This is a genomic window from Nocardioides sp. NPDC057767 (assembly GCF_042798275.1).
GTDB lineage: Bacteria > Actinomycetota > Actinomycetes > Propionibacteriales > Nocardioidaceae > Nocardioides.
In genome coordinates, this window is record NZ_JBHVKJ010000018.1 from 61,820 (window position 1) to 80,318 (window position 18,499).

The 18,499-nt window shown below is 68.5% G+C and carries 16 protein-coding genes; 6 read left to right on the forward strand and 10 right to left on the reverse strand.

Features of this window, described 5'->3' with window-relative positions; genetic code table 11:
• Positions 1 to 49 precede the first annotated feature (49 nt).
• Positions 50 to 418 (forward strand): hypothetical protein, encoded by a 369-nt coding sequence (locus ACFVDI_RS11545; protein ID WP_378904547.1) that lies wholly within the window; start codon positions 50 to 52, stop codon positions 416 to 418.
• Here the strand turns inward: ACFVDI_RS11545 and ACFVDI_RS11550 are convergent.
• The 3 genes from ACFVDI_RS11550 to ACFVDI_RS11560 are packed head-to-tail and all read right to left on the reverse strand — an operon-like array spanning position 402 to position 3,062.
• On the reverse strand, positions 402 to 1,913 hold the full coding sequence (locus ACFVDI_RS11550; protein ID WP_378904549.1) for a S8 family serine peptidase: 1,512 nt from the start codon (positions 1,911 to 1,913) through the stop codon (positions 402 to 404). The two genes, ACFVDI_RS11545 and ACFVDI_RS11550, sit on opposite strands and share 17 nt — an antisense overlap.
• Before the next feature lie 43 nt (positions 1,914 to 1,956).
• Entirely contained in the window at positions 1,957 to 2,403 is a 447-nt protein-coding gene (locus ACFVDI_RS11555) for a hypothetical protein (RefSeq protein ID WP_378904552.1), read from the reverse strand.
• Positions 2,404 to 2,462: 59 nt separating this feature from the next.
• Entirely contained in the window at positions 2,463 to 3,062 is a 600-nt protein-coding gene (locus tag ACFVDI_RS11560; RefSeq protein WP_378904555.1) for an RNA polymerase sigma factor, read from the reverse strand.
• Positions 3,063 to 3,355: 293 nt separating this feature from the next.
• Here ACFVDI_RS11560 and ACFVDI_RS11565 point away from each other — a divergent pair, with 293 nt between their 5' ends.
• Positions 3,356 to 4,513 carry a lipid II:glycine glycyltransferase FemX gene (locus ACFVDI_RS11565; protein ID WP_378904558.1) on the forward strand — a complete coding sequence of 386 codons (1,158 nt, stop codon included), beginning with the start codon at positions 3,356 to 3,358 and terminating at the stop codon, positions 4,511 to 4,513.
• Positions 4,513 to 5,565, forward strand: a complete 1,053-nt coding sequence (locus ACFVDI_RS11570; protein ID WP_378904561.1) for an alanine racemase — start codon at positions 4,513 to 4,515, stop codon at positions 5,563 to 5,565. Before ACFVDI_RS11565 ends, ACFVDI_RS11570 begins: the two co-directional genes overlap by 1 nt.
• Here ACFVDI_RS11570 and ACFVDI_RS11575 read toward each other — a convergent pair.
• Together ACFVDI_RS11575 and ACFVDI_RS11580 are read right to left on the reverse strand one after the other, a co-directional pair.
• A complete protein-coding gene (locus tag ACFVDI_RS11575; protein ID WP_378904564.1) occupies positions 5,523 to 6,968 on the reverse strand; it encodes a glycosyltransferase family 87 protein in 1,446 nt (481 codons plus the stop codon). The genes ACFVDI_RS11570 and ACFVDI_RS11575 overlap by 43 nt on opposite strands.
• Positions 6,969 to 6,979: 11 nt before the next feature.
• Positions 6,980 to 9,535 (reverse strand): transglycosylase domain-containing protein, encoded by a 2,556-nt coding sequence (locus ACFVDI_RS11580; RefSeq protein ID WP_378904567.1) that lies wholly within the window; start codon positions 9,533 to 9,535, stop codon positions 6,980 to 6,982.
• 551 nt (positions 9,536 to 10,086) lie between these two features.
• Here ACFVDI_RS11580 and ACFVDI_RS11585 point away from each other — a divergent pair.
• Positions 10,087 to 10,740, forward strand: coding sequence for a PadR family transcriptional regulator (locus ACFVDI_RS11585; protein ID WP_378904570.1), 654 nt, complete (start codon positions 10,087 to 10,089; stop codon positions 10,738 to 10,740).
• 43 nt (positions 10,741 to 10,783) lie between these two features.
• A complete protein-coding gene (locus ACFVDI_RS11590) occupies positions 10,784 to 11,866 on the forward strand; it encodes an inositol-3-phosphate synthase (RefSeq protein WP_378904573.1) in 1,083 nt (360 codons plus the stop codon).
• 82 nt (positions 11,867 to 11,948) lie between these two features.
• Here ACFVDI_RS11590 and ACFVDI_RS11595 read toward each other — a convergent pair whose 3' ends face one another.
• Genes ACFVDI_RS11595 through ACFVDI_RS11605 form a run of 3 tightly spaced genes read right to left on the reverse strand, consistent with a single transcriptional unit; the run spans position 11,949 to position 15,000 of the window.
• Positions 11,949 to 13,172: an ABC transporter permease gene (locus ACFVDI_RS11595; protein ID WP_378904576.1), complete on the reverse strand. Its 1,224-nt coding sequence runs from the start codon at positions 13,170 to 13,172 to the stop codon at positions 11,949 to 11,951.
• Positions 13,169 to 13,876: an ABC transporter ATP-binding protein gene (locus ACFVDI_RS11600; protein ID WP_378904579.1), complete on the reverse strand. Its 708-nt coding sequence runs from the start codon at positions 13,874 to 13,876 to the stop codon at positions 13,169 to 13,171. The genes ACFVDI_RS11595 and ACFVDI_RS11600 overlap by 4 nt, the downstream gene beginning before the upstream one ends.
• Complete coding sequence (locus ACFVDI_RS11605) at positions 13,873 to 15,000, reverse strand: hypothetical protein (RefSeq protein ID WP_378904582.1); 1,128 nt, start codon at positions 14,998 to 15,000, stop codon at positions 13,873 to 13,875. Before ACFVDI_RS11605 ends, ACFVDI_RS11600 begins: the two co-directional genes overlap by 4 nt.
• A gap of 152 nt (positions 15,001 to 15,152) precedes the next feature.
• Between ACFVDI_RS11605 and ACFVDI_RS11610 the strand changes: the two genes are divergently transcribed.
• On the forward strand, positions 15,153 to 16,454 hold the full coding sequence (locus ACFVDI_RS11610; protein ID WP_378904585.1) for a helix-turn-helix domain-containing protein: 1,302 nt from the start codon (positions 15,153 to 15,155) through the stop codon (positions 16,452 to 16,454).
• Between the two features lie 10 nt (positions 16,455 to 16,464).
• Here ACFVDI_RS11610 and ACFVDI_RS11615 read toward each other — a convergent pair whose 3' ends face one another.
• Entirely contained in the window at positions 16,465 to 16,920 is a 456-nt protein-coding gene (locus ACFVDI_RS11615) for an SRPBCC family protein (protein ID WP_378904588.1), read from the reverse strand.
• Positions 16,921 to 17,047: 127 nt separating this feature from the next.
• Complete coding sequence (locus ACFVDI_RS11620; protein WP_378904591.1) at positions 17,048 to 18,499, reverse strand: CCA tRNA nucleotidyltransferase; 1,452 nt, start codon at positions 18,497 to 18,499, stop codon at positions 17,048 to 17,050.

The window sequence follows — 18,499 nt, forward strand, 5'->3', positions numbered from 1 at the left end:
CGAGAAACACGGTGCCTCGGTTGAGATATGCGTCTGCTAAGTCTCCCGGATGATCAGCAAGGGCCGTGATGGCCTCTCCAAACACCACAAGCGATTCCGCTGCTCGACCGGCACGACGCAAGAGCGTTGCGCGCTGCTGGAGAAGCGCACCCAAGGTCTTCGTATTGAGCCCGTCGAGGCTCAACGCCTGATCGAGCAGCTCGAGGGCTTTGTCGAAGTGCGACTCGTCCGCAGCCAGGTAGGCCAGAGTCGACTCCGCACGAGCCTGCACCTCGCTGTCACCTTCGGCCACGGCGAGCTCCCGCGCTTGATTGAGCAGGCGTCGAGCCTCAGGCACGTCACCAGAGACGGACGCAGCCACGCCCATCTGGTGAAGTCCCTCAGCGCCGCTCATCGCCAAGTCATGCCGGCGGCCTGAGTGTGGTCAGCGCTTCGAGTGCGGACCACGCTCGCTTCTTGTCCTGCTTCTCGTCTCCCGGCTGCCCGTGGTCGAGAAGCCACTGCGCGATCTTCCCGGCTAGCAAAGGAGCGGCGAACGAAGTGCCACTCCAGATCGCAAACCCCCCGGAGTAGTCGTCCGGATCGAGGGATGCTCGGGTGCGACCGAGATGCTGGGTCTCGACGCCGGGTTGGTAACCCCCGTCAAAGACCGTAGGCAGCGTGCTCAATACGCTTGCGCCGATCTCATGCGCCCGCACCCAAGGCCCGGCGTTGCTGAAGAGCGCATCGGTCGTGCCATTCGGGTTCAAGGCGCCAACGGAGACGATGGGAAGAACGTCAGGATCTTGCGAGATAGGGCCGGAACCATCACTCCACGGACCGAAGGCGGCCGGGAAACTCGGTCGAGTGGTGGCGTCGTTGCCCGCCGAGCAGACCACGAGTGTTCCGTTCGCCGAAAGGTCGGCCAGAATCTCGTACAGCGTCGGATCAAAGAGTGCGTCGGACGGCGTCTCGTGGTAGTAGCTGATCGACAGGCTCAACACATCGATTCTGCGGCCGCGCGGATCGCCCTTTCGATAGAGATGGACCAACTCGGCGATCTGGGCAAGCGCCGTAACCCAGTCTGTCTCGGCAACTAGGCCCTCAGGTGGCACGATTCGCCACGAATAGATGTCCGCATCTGGACACGCCTGATGGACGAGTCCGCTGATGAATGTCCCATGCCCAGCGAGGTCATCGATCATTCCGTCGAGCGGGCCGACCTGGTCCTCGTCGACCTCGGAGTTGGGGACACTAGAAGGCCAGCCGATCTGGTGCCTCCCAAGCCGTACATCGCGCTCTACGAAGTCGAGCCACGGGTGCTCTCCGCACCCCGTGTCGAGGATGGCTACCACTGGGCGCTCGCCCTCGAACTCGTCGTCCGAGCGACGAGCAGGCGGCGAACCTACGTAGGCAACTGGCTGGCGGCCGCCGGTGCCGAGCGGGTCGTAACCATCATCCGGGTTGGGTCGATTATGAGGGTTCGGCCTGTTGTGCGGGTTGGGTCGGTTGTGCGGGTTCGGCCTGTTGTGCGGGTTGGGTCGGTTGTGCGGATCAGCGCCGGTTTCAGGCGCCGGAACAAGCACATGCTCCAGACTGATACCGCGAGTCCCGTCCTTGGATTCAGCCCTCAGCACCTGGAGGACGGTCCAGGCGTCCGGCGCTTGGACGGCCTTGCCGGCCTTTACTCCGAGACGCACGCGGCGCACGCCGAAGCGCAGGTCCTTCGCACACTCCCGTTCATCCTCCGGCTCCGCCCGCCAACCAAACGCGTGGGCGGCCTCGCGAATCCGCCGCAACGTCTTGTCGAAATCGACCGACTTGGAGATAAGAAGGACAGCCGACGAGTAGACCGTCGAACCGGCGGCGACGCCGTCGACGGCGATCGCGTTCGTGGGGTCGAGGAGTCGCGCCTCGGACCATCCGTAGTCCATCGACAAACGTGGCTCACTCTTGGGATGCACTGTTACTCCTGGATCAGATCTCGAACGTGGGGGTCAGGAAGGCGGCGGAGCCGTCGGCGGGCTCGAAGCGGAGCCGGATGAGGCCGGCAGGCAGCGAGGTCAGCTCGAAGCGGCCCGAGGCGCCGAGGGTGACGGCGACGATCGGCGTACGGACTTCGTCGGCGCGGATGGCGCGGACGGTCATGGGTGAACCGGGGACGACCCAGCCGTCGAGGCGGGCCGTGGTGTCGGTGTCGGAGGCGACACGGACGAGAACATCGACTCCGGACTGCGCGAAGCGCAGTGTGTAGGCGGAGCGGGCGGAGGCGGGGGCCGTGGAGCGCACCCCGGCGGCCTCGGACGACGACTCCACCAGGAGCATCAGCTCCAGGTCGAGCCCGAGACCGGACTCCTCGGCGGCGCCGGCGGCGGCCGCCTGCATCCGGGAGATCAGGCCACCAGGCACGGGATCACCAGACACATAAGCCTGTCGAACCAGACCCAACAGCTCTTCGCGTGTGGGCTCCTCCGAGCGACCCATCACGACACCCCCTCGTTCTTGAGCGCGTCCCGCAGCTTCCCGAGACAGCGGCCGCGGGTGGGGCCGATGCTGCCGATGGGCATCTGAAGCTCTTCGGCCAGGCCGGCGTAGTCCGGCCGGTCGGAGAAGGCGACCACGCGCAGCAACCGTCGACACCGCTCGGGCAAGCCCTCCACGGCCGCCCAGATGAGCGAATTGCGGTCGCCCTCGACGACGAGGGACTCGGCCGAGCGCTGGGTGGGGACGCGGGACTCGAGCGCCTCGTCCTCCACGGGTACGTCACGCCCGGACCGCTTCGCGACCCGCCAGGCCTCACGGCGCGTGGTGAGTGTGAGCCAGGCGCCGACGGCGGCGGTGTCGAGGATCGAGGAGTGCTTGCGTACGAAGCTGAGCCAGGTGTTCTGGACGACGTCCTCGGCCTGCTCCTGGGTGAGCCGGTAGGAGCGGGCGACCTGCCACAGGACAGGGGTCATCGTCGCGACCAGCTCGTCGAGGGCGGCGGAGTCGCCGCTGAGCCAGCGGTCGAAGTCGGCCGTCGCCCGGGACCACACGGTCACGGGTGCGTCGGCATGACCGATCCCGCGTCCTACCCGTGTCACAGTCCCCTCCTCGACCGGCGGCCTCCGGATCGGCGCCGAGCCGGTGGGGGGCCAGATGACCCGCGGACGCGTCATCGTGGTGGTCATAGTTGCTGTCACGGCTACAAGGAGGCCCATGCCCCAAGCCGTGATACATCTGGTCGCTGACAATAGCGTCTCGGCGGCTCGGACTCACTAGACATCGGGACGATTGTCCTCACATTGGGGGTCGGCCAGACGGTGACGGACATCGGTCCCGAGCAGCTCGAGCACCGGGATTCGGCCCCACCGCCGGAGCGGGTAGCCTTCTGCGGGTGAGTCTCACCGTGCGCCCCATCACCGCTGCGGAGCATCTCGGTTACATCGAGAAGCAACCCAGCGTGAGCTTCCTCCAAACCCCTTCGTGGGCGCGGGTCAAGACCGAGTGGCGCTCGGAGTCGATCGGCTGGTTCGACCAGGGCGGTGCCCTCGTCGGCGCCGCGCTGGTGCTGCACCGGCCGGTGCCGAAGCTGGAGCGGTTCACCCTCGCCTACCTGCCGGAGGGTCCGAGCATCGACTGGTCGGGCGATCTCGCTCCGTGGCTGGAGCCGCTGGCGGCGTACCTGAAGAAGAACGGCGCCTTCGGCATCCGCATCGGTCCGCCGGTCACCACGGCCACCTGGGACGCGAGCCAGGTCAAGGACGGCATCGCCGACGACACCGTCCAGCGCCTCAACCAGCTCACCCCGAGCCACCGTGACGCCACCGGCGCCCGCGTGGTCTCGCAGCTCAGGGCCGCGGGCTGGCGGCTGCAGAGTCCCGAGGACGGCTTCGGCGCGGGACAGCCGCAGTACAACTTCGTCATCCCGCTGGCCCACCAGGACGGCACCCCGAAGACCGAGGACGAGGTCCTCAAGGGGATGAACCAGCTCTGGCGCCGCAACATCAAGAAGTCGGCCAAGATGGGCGTCGAGGTCTCCGTCGCGACCCCGGTCGACCCGGCGGACGGCGACTTCGAGGGCGACCTGAGCGCCTTCCACGATCTCTACGTCCACACCGCGGCGCGCGACCACTTCACTCCTCGGCAGCGAAGCTACTTCAGCACCATGTTCTGGGCGATGTCGACCGAGGACCCGGAGCGCATCAAGCTCTTCCTGGCGCGGCACGAGGGCGACCTGGTCGCCGCCACGATCATGGTCCGCGTGGGGCAGCACGCCTGGTACTCCTACGGCGCGTCCTCGACCGAGAAGCGTGACGTACGTGGTTCCAACGCCCTCCAGTGGGCGATGATCCAGGACGCCATGGCCGCCGGCGCGACCACCTACGACCTGCGCGGCATCACCCCGACGCTCTCCACCGACGACTCCCACGTGGGGCTGATCCAGTTCAAGGTCGGCACCGGTGGCCAGGCGGTGGAGTACGCCGGCGAGTGGGACCTGCCGCTGAACAAGCCGATCTACACGGCCTTCGATGTCTACATGAAGAGGCGCTAATGCCACTGAAATTGACCGTTGACGCCGACCGCTGGCGCAAGCACGTCCAGACCTTCGCCGAGGCGACGCCCGGCCTGGTCCCGGTCGCGAAGGGCAACGGCTACGGCCTGACCCTCCGCAAGCTCGCCCATCAGACCGAGTGGCTCACCAGCCTCGGCACCGGCGTCGACACGCTCGCGGTGGGCACCTACAACGAGGTGTGGGAGGTCGCGACCCGGTTCAGCGGGTCGATCTACGTCCTCACCCCGTGGCGGCCCTACTCGCCCGAGATCAACCCGGAGATCGCCGACCGGATCATCCACACGATCAGCCGCCCCGAGGACCTGCCGCTCTTGCTGGAGCGTCAGCCGAACGCGAGGGTGATCCTCGAGCTGGTCACCTCGATGCGCCGTCACGGGATGACGCCGAGCGACCTGTGGCCGACCGCCTCCATCGCCCGCGAGCACGCCCGCTTCGAGGGCGTCACCATGCACTTCGGCCTCGACGGCGGGTCGCTGGCCGAGGTCCGCGCCCAGATGGACGCCGTCGTCGGCGCCGAGGCGAAGACGGTGTGGGTCTCCCACCTGAGCGCCAACGAGCTGGCGCAGCTGCGTGCCTCCTACGGCGACATCTCCTTCCGCCCCCGCGTCGGCACCGGGCTGTGGCTCGGCGACCGCGGCGCGCTCCACGTGACCGCGACGGTCGAGGACGTGCACCCGCTCGAGCGCGGCTACTCCTACGGCTACCGCGGCCGCACCGCCATGCGCGCCGGTCACCTGGTGGTCGCCTCCGGTGGCACCGCCCACGGGATCGGCCTCGAGGCGCCGCTGGGCGACACCCACCTGCGCTCGCGCGCCCTCGCGGTCGCCCGCGGTGGACTCGACGCCATGGGCCAGTCGCGCTCTCCCTACACGCTCGACGGCAAGGCGCTCTGGTTCGCCGAGCCGCCGCACATGCAGGAGTCGATGCTCATGCTGCCCTCGGGCGCGCGGGTGCCCGAGGTCGGCGAGGAGCTCGAGGTGCGGGTGCGCTACACCGCGACGTCGTTCGACGAGATCATCCTGGAGTCCTGAGCCTCCGTAGCGGGCTCGGTCTCGGCCTCGATCGTCGCCTCGGTCCACCGCACCGGGTCGCGCCACGGCTCGTAGATCTCCCGGACGACGACCGCGATCAGATAGATCTCGGCCGCGACGCGGGCGAGGATCGCGAACCAGTAGACCGGATGGTCACCGCCGCTGCTGGCCAGGATGTCGGCGAGATACCACCAGACCGCGACGAAGTAGAAGAGCTCACCGGCCTGCCAGATGAGCTGGTCACGCCAGCGCGGCACGGCGAGGACGGCCAACGGCAGCAGCCAGAGGACGTACTGCGGTGAATAGACCTTGTTGACCAGCAGGAACCCGGCGACGATCAGGAAGCCGAGCTGCGCCAGCCGAGGCGTCTCGCGGGCGGTCAGCCCGATGATGAGTACGCCGCTGCACCAGGCGATGAAGAAGGCCCAGGAGACGAGGTTGACCGTCTGTGCCGAGATCGCCGCGTCGCTGGCCTGCTGGACGACGAGCCACAGCGAGCCGAGGTCGGGTCCGCGCTCGGAGTTGAAGCTCCAGAAGACCTTCCACTCCTCCAGGCCGGTCGCCATCGCCGGCAGGTTGGCCAGCACCCAGGCGAGGACCGTGGCCAGGGCGGCGACCGCCAGGTCGTAGTAGCGGCGGCGCCGGATGCAGATGACGACCAACCCACCGAGGAGGAAGAGTGGGTAGAGCTTGGTCGCACAGCCGAGCCCGATCAGTACGCCGGTCAGCAGCGGCCGGTCCCGCGACCACGCCCACAGCGCACCGGCCACGAAGACCACGGCCAGCATGTCCCAGTTGATGATCCCGGTCGCCGCAAGCACGGGGGCGAGCGCGAACGCGGCCGCGTCCCAGGGCCTTCGGCGATGCGTACGTGCCAGGAACCAGGCCGAGAGCAGCGCCGTGACCGCGAAGCCGATCACGTTGACGACGATGAAGACCCGGATCTCGTGGTGCATGCCTGGCAGACCCCAGAAGCTGGAGGTCTCCACGAGATGACGCTCGTCCTCGTCAGGGGTGTCGGCCAGCCAGTCGGTGACGTGCGAGGTCGCCCAGGCGTAGTAGGAGATGCCGACCGGATACTCCATCACCTGCTGGTAGCGCGCCCGGACCTCCGGGTCGGAGGAGTAGGGCCACTCGTGCTCGGCCAGGCCGCGGTCGATGTAGAGATAGGGCAGGTCGGAGTAGCAGAAGTGGGTGTATCTGGTCTCGCCGTTGGTCCAGGTGGCGTTGTAGCAGGTCTGCTTGGAGACCATCCCGATCGCGAACGTGAGCGACGTCAGGAGCAGCAACAGGCCGACCGCGCTGAACCAGCGCCGTCGGCCGTGTGCGAGTCTCCCGAGAGGGCCGCCCACCGCGGCGGAGGCGGTCCTGACGACCGGATCCTCCGCCGTCGGGGCGGTCACTGGACCATCCGTCACTGAGTGGTGCTCCCCGCGGTGCCTGTGTCGTTGTTGCCGCCGCCATTATTGCCATCGGCAGGCGGCGAAGACGATTCACAGTCACCGAACCAGTCGCAGGCGGTCTCGGTGACCTCCGGCTCCGTCGACTCGGACTCGTCCGGGGTCGTCCCCTCGCCGGGCTGACCGTCGGTCGCGCCGTCGCTGGGCGACATGCTGGCCGACGGCTCCTCGATCGGGATGCAGAGGCCCTTGCGCTCGTCCTTGCGGGAGCAGTTCTCCGACGGGGTCGGGGTCGGCTCCGGGGTGGCCGTCAGCGACGGCTCGTGACCGTCCTCCGGGGCCTCGCCGTCCATCCAGGCGGGCTCGGGGAACTCCTCGAGATCCATGTCGTCGGTCAGCGTGCCCATGATCTCGGCCCACGTCTCGGCCGGGTAGCCGGCACCGAAGTAGGAGTCCAGCCAGCCGTCCAGCTTGCCGGAGCCCTTGCCACGGACGTACATGACGGCCGTGGACAGCTGCGGCGTGTAGCCGGCGAACCACGCCGAGGAGACGTCGTCGTTCGCGTTGGTCGCGGTGCCGGTCTTGCCGGCGGCCGGCTGGTTGATCACGCCGGCCGTCTGGCCGGTGCCGTCCTTCACGACCTGCTGCAGGGCGTAGGAGGTGTCGTCGGCAGCGTCCTCGGACATCGCCCGCTCCTCGCCGTCACGCTGGTCCCACTCGTAGACGACCTCGCCCTTCGCGTCGACCACCTTCGAGACGAGGTGCACGGTGTTGCGTACGCCGCCGTTGGCGATGGTCGCGTAGGCGTTGGCCATGTTGATCGGGCTGATCGCCTGACGCCCCAGGGTGAGCAGGTAGTTCTTCGGGTCGAAGTCGATCGAGTAGGCCGGGATCGAACGGTAGTCGGCCGGCGCGTTCTCGGCGTGCTGCTCGTCCGGCGGCAGGCCGGCCTTGACCGCCATGTCGTAGACGTCCTCACTGCCGTTGGGCAGCGCGGTCGACATCTGGACGAAGGAGGTGTTGACCGACTCCTCCATCGCCTTGATGCCGGTGATGTGCTCGCCGTAGCCGTGACCGGTCGGGTCCGCGTCGCTCTGGCCCGAGTTGCGGACGACCCGGTCGGTGCCGGGGATCTCCAGACCACCCTCACCGGTCCAGGTGTCCTTGAGCGAGTAGCCCGCCTCGAGAGCCGCGGCGAGGGTGAACGGCTTCATCGTCGAGCCGGCCATGCCGCCCGAGGCCGCCCAGTTGATCTGGGAGTCGAGGTAGTCCTGGCCGCCGTAGAAGCCCTTGAGCGCGCCGGTCTTCACATCGACCGTGGCGGCGCCGATGTGCAGCTCGTTCTCCGGGTGCTTGGCGTTGACCGCCTTCTTGTCGTCAGGACGTACGTCCTTGACTGCCTGCTCCGCGGCCCGCATCGCCTTCGCGCTGAGCGTGGTGGTGACCTTCAGCCCCTTGCTGTCGATCTCCTCCTCGGTGAAGAGCGGCTCGCCGTTCTCGTTCTTGAGGGACTTCAGCTCGTTCTTCACCAGGGTGAGCGCGTGACCCTTCTGACCACCGAGACGGCTGTCGGCCTTCGGCTTGGGGAACTTGGGCAGCGCCGCCTTCGCCTTCTCGAGAGTGGCCTCGTCGTAGTCGCTGAGCGCCTTGCCCTGGCTCTTGAGCTCGGCCATGCCGTTGAGGACGTACTGGTAGCGGCCCAGCAGCTCGGTGCCGCCGGCGTCCGCGCCGGCCTTCTCCGGGTCGAACCCGTTCGGGTTGTTGAGGATCGCGGTGAGCGCCGCGGCCTCCTTGATGTCGAGATCCTGGGCAGACTTGCGGAAGTAGGTCTTCGCCGCGGCCTGGACGCCGTAGGCACCGCGCCCGAAGTAGACGGTGTTGAGGTAGCCGGTGAGGATCTCGTCCTTCGACTTCTGCCGGCTGATCTTGAGCGAGATGACCGCTTCCTTGACCTTGCGCGAGTAGGTGCGCTCCTGGGTCAGGTAGAGGTTCTTGACGTACTGCTGGGTGATCGTCGACGCGCCACCCTGGCTCCCGGTGGTGGCGTTGGAGAAGAGCGTGCGCGCGATGCCCTTGAGGTCGATGCCGTTGTTCTCGTAGAAGCTGCGGTCCTCGGCGGCCACGGCAGCGTCCTTCACGAGGGCGGGCATCTCGTCCGGGCTCAACGCGTCACGGTTCTGGTCGCCCGCCTGGAAGCGGCCGACCTCCTTCTTGCCGTCGGCGTAGTAGACGAAGCTCGACTCGGCCTCGAACGCCGCGTTGGCGCTGGGGATCGAGATCATGTTGTAGGAGACGATCACCGCGGCGCTGCCGATCAGTGCCATCACCAGGGCGAAGATCGCCGCGATCTTGGCGATCCGGACCGCCAGGCCCTTCTTGTCCAGCTCCGGGTCGTTGAAGCGGTCCATCGCCGCGCCGAAGGCGGCCTTGGGGTCGCGCGGCGGGCGACCGGAACCACCCCGCTCAGGACGGGCGGGTCGCTGACCGAGGCGGTCGACAGGAGGCTCGCCGGGGCGACGGGGGCCCGGGTAGGGCGGGCGCTGACCGGAGCGGGGACCGCCGGGAGGCATCGGGCGCTGGGCACCACGGGGCTGCGGGCGACCGCCCGAGGGCTGGCCCTGCGAACCACCCTGAGGGCGACGCGGCGCCGGCGGACGGCCTGCCGGACCACCCTGCGGTGGGCGCGGACCGCCCTGGGGTCGTCCTTGCAGCCCACCGGGATTGGATCTACGGGGACTGGCGCTGCGGGGGCTAGGCCTTTGAGAAAAGCCGCCGGATGGGTCGCTCACGGGTGTAGCACTGCTCCTGTGACTGCCCGGCACGTGACCGGACGGGCTGACACTGACAATCCCCCGACGTCGCTGAATCCCCCCGAGGGAATCCCATCAACCTGACGCGCGACGCTGCCGGACATTTCCCCGGGTGGCTCCTCGGGTCGTTGAACGGCAGCCATCAGCGTACGCAATCGACGCTAGCGCCCCAGCATCCACGCCCAGCGCGCCTCAAGTCACCTGACGTCAACAGTTCGGTGACGGTTGCATCGAAACGCCGTTCCCGGGCGTCATCAGACAAGACTTTGGTCTCTGTTTGCCATCGCAGATATATCGGTACGATAGGTCGCATGGCACGTCGCGCAGAGACGATCGAGTTGGCAGTCCTAGGGCTGCTGCACGAGTCGCCTATGCATGGCTACGAGCTGCGCAAGCGGCTCAACCTGATGCTCGGCTGGGGGCGAGTGCTGTCGTACGGCTCGCTCTACCCGGCCCTGAAGAAGATGCTGCGCAAGCACCTCATCGAGGAGGAGGCGCAGACCGTCACGCCGGTCACCCGGCGGCCGCGGATCGTCTACCAGCTCACGGCTGCCGGGGAGCGTGAGTTCACCCAGCTCATGTCCGAGGTCGGTCCGATGGCCTGGGAGGACGACAACTTCGACATCAGGTTCGCGTTCTTCGGTCGCACCGACATGGAGATCAGGCTGCGCGTCCTCGAAGGGCGTCGCAGCCGGCTCCAGGAGCGGCTCGACCGGGTGCAACGCGAGCTTGCCATGACCCAGAAAGAGGTCGACTCCTACGCCCGCGAGCTTCAGCGTCACGGTGTCGAGTCGGTCGAGCGAGAGGTCCGATGGCTCTCCTCGCTGATCGACGCCGAGCGCAACCCCAAGCCTGCGACCAACGAGCAGGCAGCGGGTCAGGGGGATCTGGGGGATGACGATGGCGTACGCGACGAAGCGGACGTCTCGCGCACAGCGCAGAGCAGCCTAGAGAACGAGAAATGACCTTCTGGCCGGTGAACCGGCCAGAAGTATGGAAGGAGCCCCGATGGGTTCGGTTCGTGTAGCAATCGCGGGAGTCGGCAACTGCGCCAGCTCCCTGGTCCAGGGTGTGGAGTACTACAGGGATGCCGACCCGGCGGGCAGCGTCCCGGGCCTGATGCACGTCACGTTCGGCGACTACCACGTCTCCGACGTCGAGTTCGTCGCTGCCTTCGACGTCGACGACAAGAAGGTCGGCAAGGACCTCTCAGAGGCGATCAACGCCTCCGAGAACAACACCATCAAGATCGCCGACGTCCCGTTCAAGGGCGTCGAGGTGCAGCGTGGTCCGACGCTCGACGGCCTGGGCAAGTACTACAAGCAGACCATCTCCGAGTCGGGCCTCGACCCCGTGGACGTCGTCTCGATCCTTCGCGAGAAGGAGGTCGACGTCCTCGTCTCCTACCTTCCCGTGGGCTCGGAGGAGGCGGACAAGTTCTACGCGCAGTGCGCGATCGACGCGGGCGTCGCCTTCGTCAACGCGCTGCCGGTCTTCATCGCCTCCGACCCGGAGTGGGCCGCGAAGTTCGAGGCCGCCGGCGTCCCGATCGTCGGTGACGACATCAAGTCGCAGGTCGGTGCCACCATCACCCACCGCGTCATGGCCAAGCTGTTCGAGGACCGCGGCGTCGCGCTGGACCGTACCTACCAGCTCAACGTCGGCGGCAACATGGACTTCAAGAACATGCTCGAGCGCGAGCGCCTGGAGTCCAAGAAGGTGTCCAAGACGCAGGCGGTCACCTCCAACCTCAAGGGCGAGCTGGCCGACAAGATCGACGACCGCAACGTGCACATCGGCCCCTCGGACTACGTGCAGTGGCTCGACGACCGCAAGTGGGCGTACGTCCGGCTCGAGGGTCGCGCGTTCGGTGACGTCCCGCTCAACCTGGAGTACAAGCTCGAGGTGTGGGACTCGCCCAACTCGGCAGGCATCATCATCGACGCCGTCCGTGCCGCGAAGATCGCCAAGGACCGCGGAATCGGCGGTCCGATCATCCCGGCCTCGGCCTACCTCATGAAGAGCCCGCCGGTGCAGATCGAGGACACCGAGGGTCGCGCCCAGCTGGAGGCGTTCATCCGCGGCGAGTGATCCTCGCTCGGCCGGTGGTCGAGCTTGTCGAGACCCCCGTCTAGTCACGGGAGGTCTCGACAGGCTCGACCACCGAATCGTTTTAGAACCGGATCGCGTCGATGATCTTGACCCGCGCGGCGATCATCGCCGGGAGGATGCCCGCGATCGCGCCGACGGCGAGCGCGACGGCGAGGCCGAGGAAGGCCGCCGAGAGCGGGAAGGGCGGGACGTCGTCGATGCCCTCGAGGACGTACTTCTCCACCAGCGGGTTCTTGACGGCGGCCACGGCAAGAAGCACACCGATCACGCCCGCGACGACGGTGGCCACGACGCTCTCCATCATCACCGAGAAGAACACCCGCCCGGTGGTCGCGCCGAAACTGCGCCGGATCCCGATCTCCCGGATCCGCTGCTGGATGGTGACCAGCGCGATGTTGAGCAGGCTCAGCGCGCCGAGCAGCAGGATGATGCCGGCGATCCCGATGATCACCCACTTGATCGGGCCGATCGGGTCCTCGCCGCCCCATGCCATGTAGTCGTCGCGATGGGCGTCGACCTGCAGACCCGGGAGCTCGGCACGCAGCGCCAGGTTGATCTCGGAGGCGAGCTGGTCGGCGCCCTCGACCGGCACCCACATCTCGTAGCTGGCGTCCGAGGGGGTTCCGGTCTGCCAGTGCTCGAGCGAGTCGGCCAGCATGAACGCCCGCGGCGTGCCGTAGCCGCGCAGGCTGGTCACCCCGACGATCGTGGCGGTCACCGACAGGCCCTGGCCGTTCAGCTCGACGGCGGTCGGCAGCGGTGTGCCCTGCAGACCGAGCTTCTTCAGGAACGTCTCGTCGACCACGAGCGCCGGGGAGAGGCGCTCCTTGTCCGACTCCTCCAGCCAGCGACCCTGCGGGACCACGACCCGGTGGATGGCCGCGTACGCAGGGTCGACCCCCATCAGCTCGATGCGCTTGCTCCGGCTCGCGGTGGTCGCCTTGATGTCGTAGGCGGAGATCCGCGCGGAGGCGTACGTGACGTCGAACCGCTCCGCGACCGTCTGGAACGCGGGCCGGACCCGCTCGACGGAGAGCGGCATGCCGTTGCGGTCGTCGTAGGCCATGACCGAGATGTGCGCCGGTCGCCCGTCGGTCTCGTAGGACTCGGTGAACATCTGCTTCGCGATCTGTCCGGCCGCCACCGTCGCGGTGATCGAGGCGACCGCCACCGCCACGCCGACCAGCGACAACAGCACCCGGAGCTTGTGGATGCGCAGCTCCTGCCAGGCCTCGACCGTCGAGGCGGCCAGTCCGGTGACGATGCGCGCCAGTGCCGTCCTCACGCGACCGCCTCCTCGGTCAGCGGGTGCAGCCGCCCCTCGGCGAGCCGGAACCGCCGCCGGGCCAGCGCCGCGACGTTCTGGTCGTGGGTGATCGTGATCAGCGCCGCGCCGGAGTCGTAGGTGGCCTGGTCGAGCAGCCTCATCACCATCGCGCCGGTCTCCACGTCGAGGGCTCCGGTCGGCTCGTCGGCGAGCACCACCGAGGGGGTGCGGACCAGGGCTCGGGCGATGGCGATGCGCTGCTGCTCACCGCCGGAGAGGAACTGCGGCATCGCGTCGAGGCGGTCACCGAGCCCGACCTTGTCGAGCATCGTCGCCGCGATCCGGCGGCGCTGCCAGAACTCCCTGCCCGAGGCGTACAGCAGTGGTGCCATCACGTTCTCCAACGCCGTACGCCCCGGCAGCAGGTTGAACTGCTGGAAGACGAACCCGACGTCCCGGCCGCGGATCCGGGCGGCCTGCCGGCTGCTGATGTCGGTGACGTTGCGACCGGCCCATTCCAGGGTGCCGCCGGTGGGCCGGTCCAGCAGACCGAGGAGGTTCAGCAGCGTCGACTTGCCGGTGCCGGAGCGGCCGACGATGCCGACGTGGTCCCCGCGGCGTACGTGCAGGTCGACGCCGGTCAGGATGCGCAGGTCCTCGCCGTCGGGGAGTTCCACCGTGCGGGCCACACCGGTGAGCCTCAGCAGCTCCTCCTCGCTCACATCTCCCCCGCCGGCATTTCCTCGGGCATCTCCTCGCCCGTGCCGCCGCCGGTCTCCTTCGAACCCGGGACGTAGCGCAGCACCGAGTCGCCGGCCTCGAGCCCGCTGGTGACCTCGACGAGCTTGCCGTCGGTGAGGCCGAGCTTGACCGGCTGCTCGGTGGGGGTGCCGTCATCGCCGACGACCCAGACGCTGCCGTCACGGACCAGACCCGTGACCGCGGTGACCGGGATGGTGACGACGTCGCCGTCGCTCGCGCCCGCGTCGATGGTCATGCTCATCGTCAGGCCGTCGAAGACGGTGACCTTCTCCGGCACCAGGCAGCTGATCCGGGCACCCGCGCCCGACTCGCCCTCGCCCCCGGGCGCCCCCTCCATCATCTCGTCCTCGGGTGCGTCGCCGGCGATCGTCTCGGTCGCCGCGTCGCCGACGACCAGGTCGGTGCAGGTGAACGGCTTGGGGCCGCCCTCGATGGTCACGGTCGCGCGGTCGGGGTTGCCGGCCAGCCGGTAGCGGTCCAACGGTGAGATCGCACCGACCGCATGGAAGGTCGTGGGACGGATCGAGACGACCACGCCGTCCTCGGCGACGTCGGTCATCATGTCGACGGCGTAGTTGCCGACGATGCCGGTCGCGGGCGCGACGACCGTGTACCAGTGGTAGACCGGCTTCGGCGCCGGCGGCGCGACCGGGGCGTCGTCACGGTCGCCGTCGCCGCTGGCTTCATCGACCTTCCCGGGTTCTTCCGGCTCCACCTCGGCAGGCTCTTCGACGGCCGCCTCGGCGGGCTCCTCCTCGGCGCGCACCTGGAAGAGCTTGTCGCCATTCTTCACCTTGGCACCCGTGTCGGCGAACTTGTGCGCCAGCACGCCGCTGACCGCGCTCGTCGCCGAGACCGGCTTGTCGATCACGATGGTGCCGTCGATCGTGAGCGAGTTGGAGATCGTGCCCTTCTCGGCGACGACCTCCTCCGGTGGGATCTTCCCGGTCGGCGTCAACGGTGCCCCGTCGGCGTCCTGCGTCGAGCCCGTGAAGGCCAGCTTGAAGAGGCTGACCGCGACGACCAGTCCGATCACCGCCCAGAACGACCTGAAAAGTACGCGGCGCACCGCCGTCTTCGACATGAGCGGACTGTAGCCCCGGGTGCCGCGTCCCGGCGGCCCAATTTCGGACCGGTTCGGCAACACTCCATCCACGTTCGCTTCGAACGTGTGTTCCATCCCCTAGACTCCCGGGGCCCGAACGATCGACCGCCTCAGGTACCGGAGACCCCACGATGCGTCCCGACAACGACACGCCCCCGGACCGGCCGACCCCGATGGGCGGCAACGGCACGGCAGCCAACGGGCGTGGCCTGATCCTCTTCGGCGCCGTCTCGGTCGCGCTGATCTCGACAGCGGCTGCGTACGTCGCGATGGTCGGCTTCGGGCGCGACGTCCTCGCCATGGGCACGATCAACGCCTACGCCTTCGCCGGTGTCTTCGAGCTCTCACTGGTCACCGTCGCGCTGATGGCGCGGGAAGCGGCGCAGCAGGACCGGCCGGCGCAGACGCTGCTGACCCTCACCTGGCTGCTGTCGGCTGCGTCCGGGTTCTTCGCCGGCTGGCACGAGATCCACCTCGGCCACGCCGTCACCGCCGCGGCGTTCCGGTTCATCGTGCCGCTGCTGGCCGCGCTGATGTGGCACCTGGCGCTCGTCGGCGACCGCCACCTCGCCATGGAGCGCTCCTGGTCCGACCTGCGGATGGGCGCCCGGATGCACGCCCTCCTGGCCACCCGCGTCGAGTGGCGGCGGGCTCGCGACACGGCGGTGCGGAAGCGTACGGCCTCCTCGCGCCGGAAGCTCGAGCGCGCGCAGAAGCGCTACTGGCGCGCCGAGGCGGTGGCGCTGCGTTCCGTCGCGCCGGGCGCGATGCGCGAGCAGATCACTCAGTGGGTCGACGCCTTCGCCGCGGTCGCCGAGGGCACCCGCCAGGCCGACCGGCTGCCGATCACGCTGCCCGACGTCCACGAGGCGCTCAGCGTGCCGGTCGTGGAGCAGGTCCACCACGTCGCGCCCGCTCGCGGCTCCGACCGGGCCATCGAGGCGCCGGTCGAGGCGTCGGCGGACATCCCGTTCGACCGGACCGTCGACACCGTCTCCGACGTGCCCCGCGAGGTGACTCCGTCGCGAGAGCCCCGGACGCGCGAGATGGCCTCGGCCCTCGCCACCACCGATGCCCGTCAGCGGGTGTCGAGCCGGGTCCCCGACGCCGCGCGCACCGCCGCCGAGGCTGCACCCGGCGCCGGAATGGTGCCGCAGTTCAGCAACGGCCGCACTGTCACCAAGCCCGCCGACACCGACGGCGGCCTCCTGGACCGGATCCCGTTCCCGGAGAACATCCCCGACCCCGAGCCGGCCATGGACTACCCCGACATCTTTCCCGACGAGATCGCCGAGCTGCTGGCCAATCTCCCCGACGACAAGGCCGAGGCCTCCCGGCTCCTTGTCGACGCCGGCGCCCGCATCCCCGACGTGGCCGCGCAGCTCGGCGTCTCCACCAGCAGCGTCTACCGCTGGACCAGGGCAAGGGCCTGAGGCCGAGGCGTCAGCCCTCGAGGTCGGCCTTGAGCTTGGCGAGCGTGGTCGCCATGCCCGTACGCAGCTCCTCGGTGAAGGGCTCCTGACCACCGAACGCGATGTTCGTCAGCGAGCGGGAGAGAGCGGAGATGCCGGTCGGCGTCTCACGGCGGTGGGTGACCAGGGTCCCCTCCGGCGTCTCCTCGAGCTGGTAGGACCACACCGTCGTGTTCTCGGTGATCCGGAAGGCGAAGTCGGAGTGCGGGGTGAAACGTACGACCTTGGCGTTCGTCGGCCAGTGCTTCCAGCCCTGGTGGTTGATGTTGAGGAAGCGGGTCCCCTCCTTCACCTGCCCGAACACGATCGTCTTCACCACCTGCGGGCTCCACGAAGCCATCCGCGGCAGGTCGGTGATCGCGGCCCACACCTGGGCCGGCGTCGCCTTGATGGTGGTCGTCGCCTCGAGATCTGTGATCGTCGTCATAGCCCGAACCGTACCGTCAGTATGGCTCGATGGACAGTAGGTGCCCAGATGTCAACAGGGCCCTCATCCCCTATCCACGGAGGATGTCGCGACCGCCGCAGTCCTGGAGCACGTCAGCTCGAACGGGCTATGCGGAGCGCTCTGCCCACCAGTCGAGGAGCCGCTTGGCGGCCTCGTCCTCGGAGAGGATGCCCTCGTCGAGGCGCAGGTCCATGAGGAACTTGTACGCAGCCCCGACCTCACGACCGGGCGCGATCCCGAGCAGCGACATGATCTGGTTGCCGTCGAGCGCGGGACGGAGGGCGGCGAGCTCCTCCTCCTCGGAGATCCGCTCGATGCGGGCCTCGAGGGCGTCGTAGGTGCGGGCGAGGCGGTCGGCCTTGCGGCGGTTGCGGGTGGTGCAGTCGGCGCGGGTGAGCACGTGGAGCCGGTCGAGCTGGTCGCCGGCGTCACGGACGTAGCGGCGCACCGCCGAGTCGGTCCAGTCGCCGTCGCCGTAGCCGTGGAAGCGCAGGTGCAGCTCGACGAGCTTGGAGACCGCCTCGATCTCGTCGTTGGAGAAGCGCAGCGCCTTCATCCGCTTGCGGGTCATCTTGGCGCCGACCACGTCGTGGTGGTGGAACGAGACGGTCCCGTCGTCGTGGAACTTGCGCGTGCGCGGCTTGCCGACGTCGTGCATCAGCGCCGCGAACCGGGAGACGAAGTCGGGCCCGCCGCCGAGGCGCGCCTCCTGATCGATCGACTGCTCCAGCACGGTGAGGGTGTGCTCGTAGACATCCTTGTGCCGGTTGTGCTCGTCACGCTCCATCCGCAGCGCGGTCAGCTCGGGCAGCACCAGGTCAGCCAGCCCGGTCTCGACCAGCAGCGTGAGCCCGAGGCGCGGGAAGGGTGCGCAGATCAGCTTGACCAGCTCGTCGCGGACCCGCTCGGCGGAGATGATCGAGATCCGCGAGGCCATGTCGGTCATCGCGGCGACGACCTCGGGCGCGACCGTGAACCCGAGCTGGGCGGCGAACCGCGCCGCCCGCATCATCCGCAGCGGGTCGTCGGAGAAGGAGTCCTCAGGGGTCCCGGGGGTCCGCAGCATCCGGGTGGCCAGGTCGACCACCCCGCCGTAGAGGTCGACGACCTCACGGCCCGGCAGTCGCACCGCCATCGCGTTGACGGTGAAGTCGCGGCGTACGAGATCGTCGGCCAGCGAGGTCCCGTAGGCGACGGCGGGCTTGCGGGAGTCGGCCGAGTAGGCCTCGGAGCGGTAGGTGGTGACCTCGACCTGCCACGGGCCCTTGCGGGTGCCGATGGTGCCGAAGTCGCGGCCCATGTCCCACAGGGCCTCACCCCACGTACGCAGGATCTTCTCGGTCTCCTCGGGACGGGCCGAGGTGGTGAAGTCGAGGTCGTTGTGAGGTCGGCCGAGCATCGCGTCACGGACGGGGCCACCGACCAGAGCCAGTTCGTGACCGTCTGCAGCGAAGGCCTCTCCGAGGGAGTCGATCACCGGTGCGATACGGTCCAGTTCAGCAGTCACCGATCGCTGAACATCGGCGACGCTGATCGGGGGAAGCTGGCTGTCGGACAC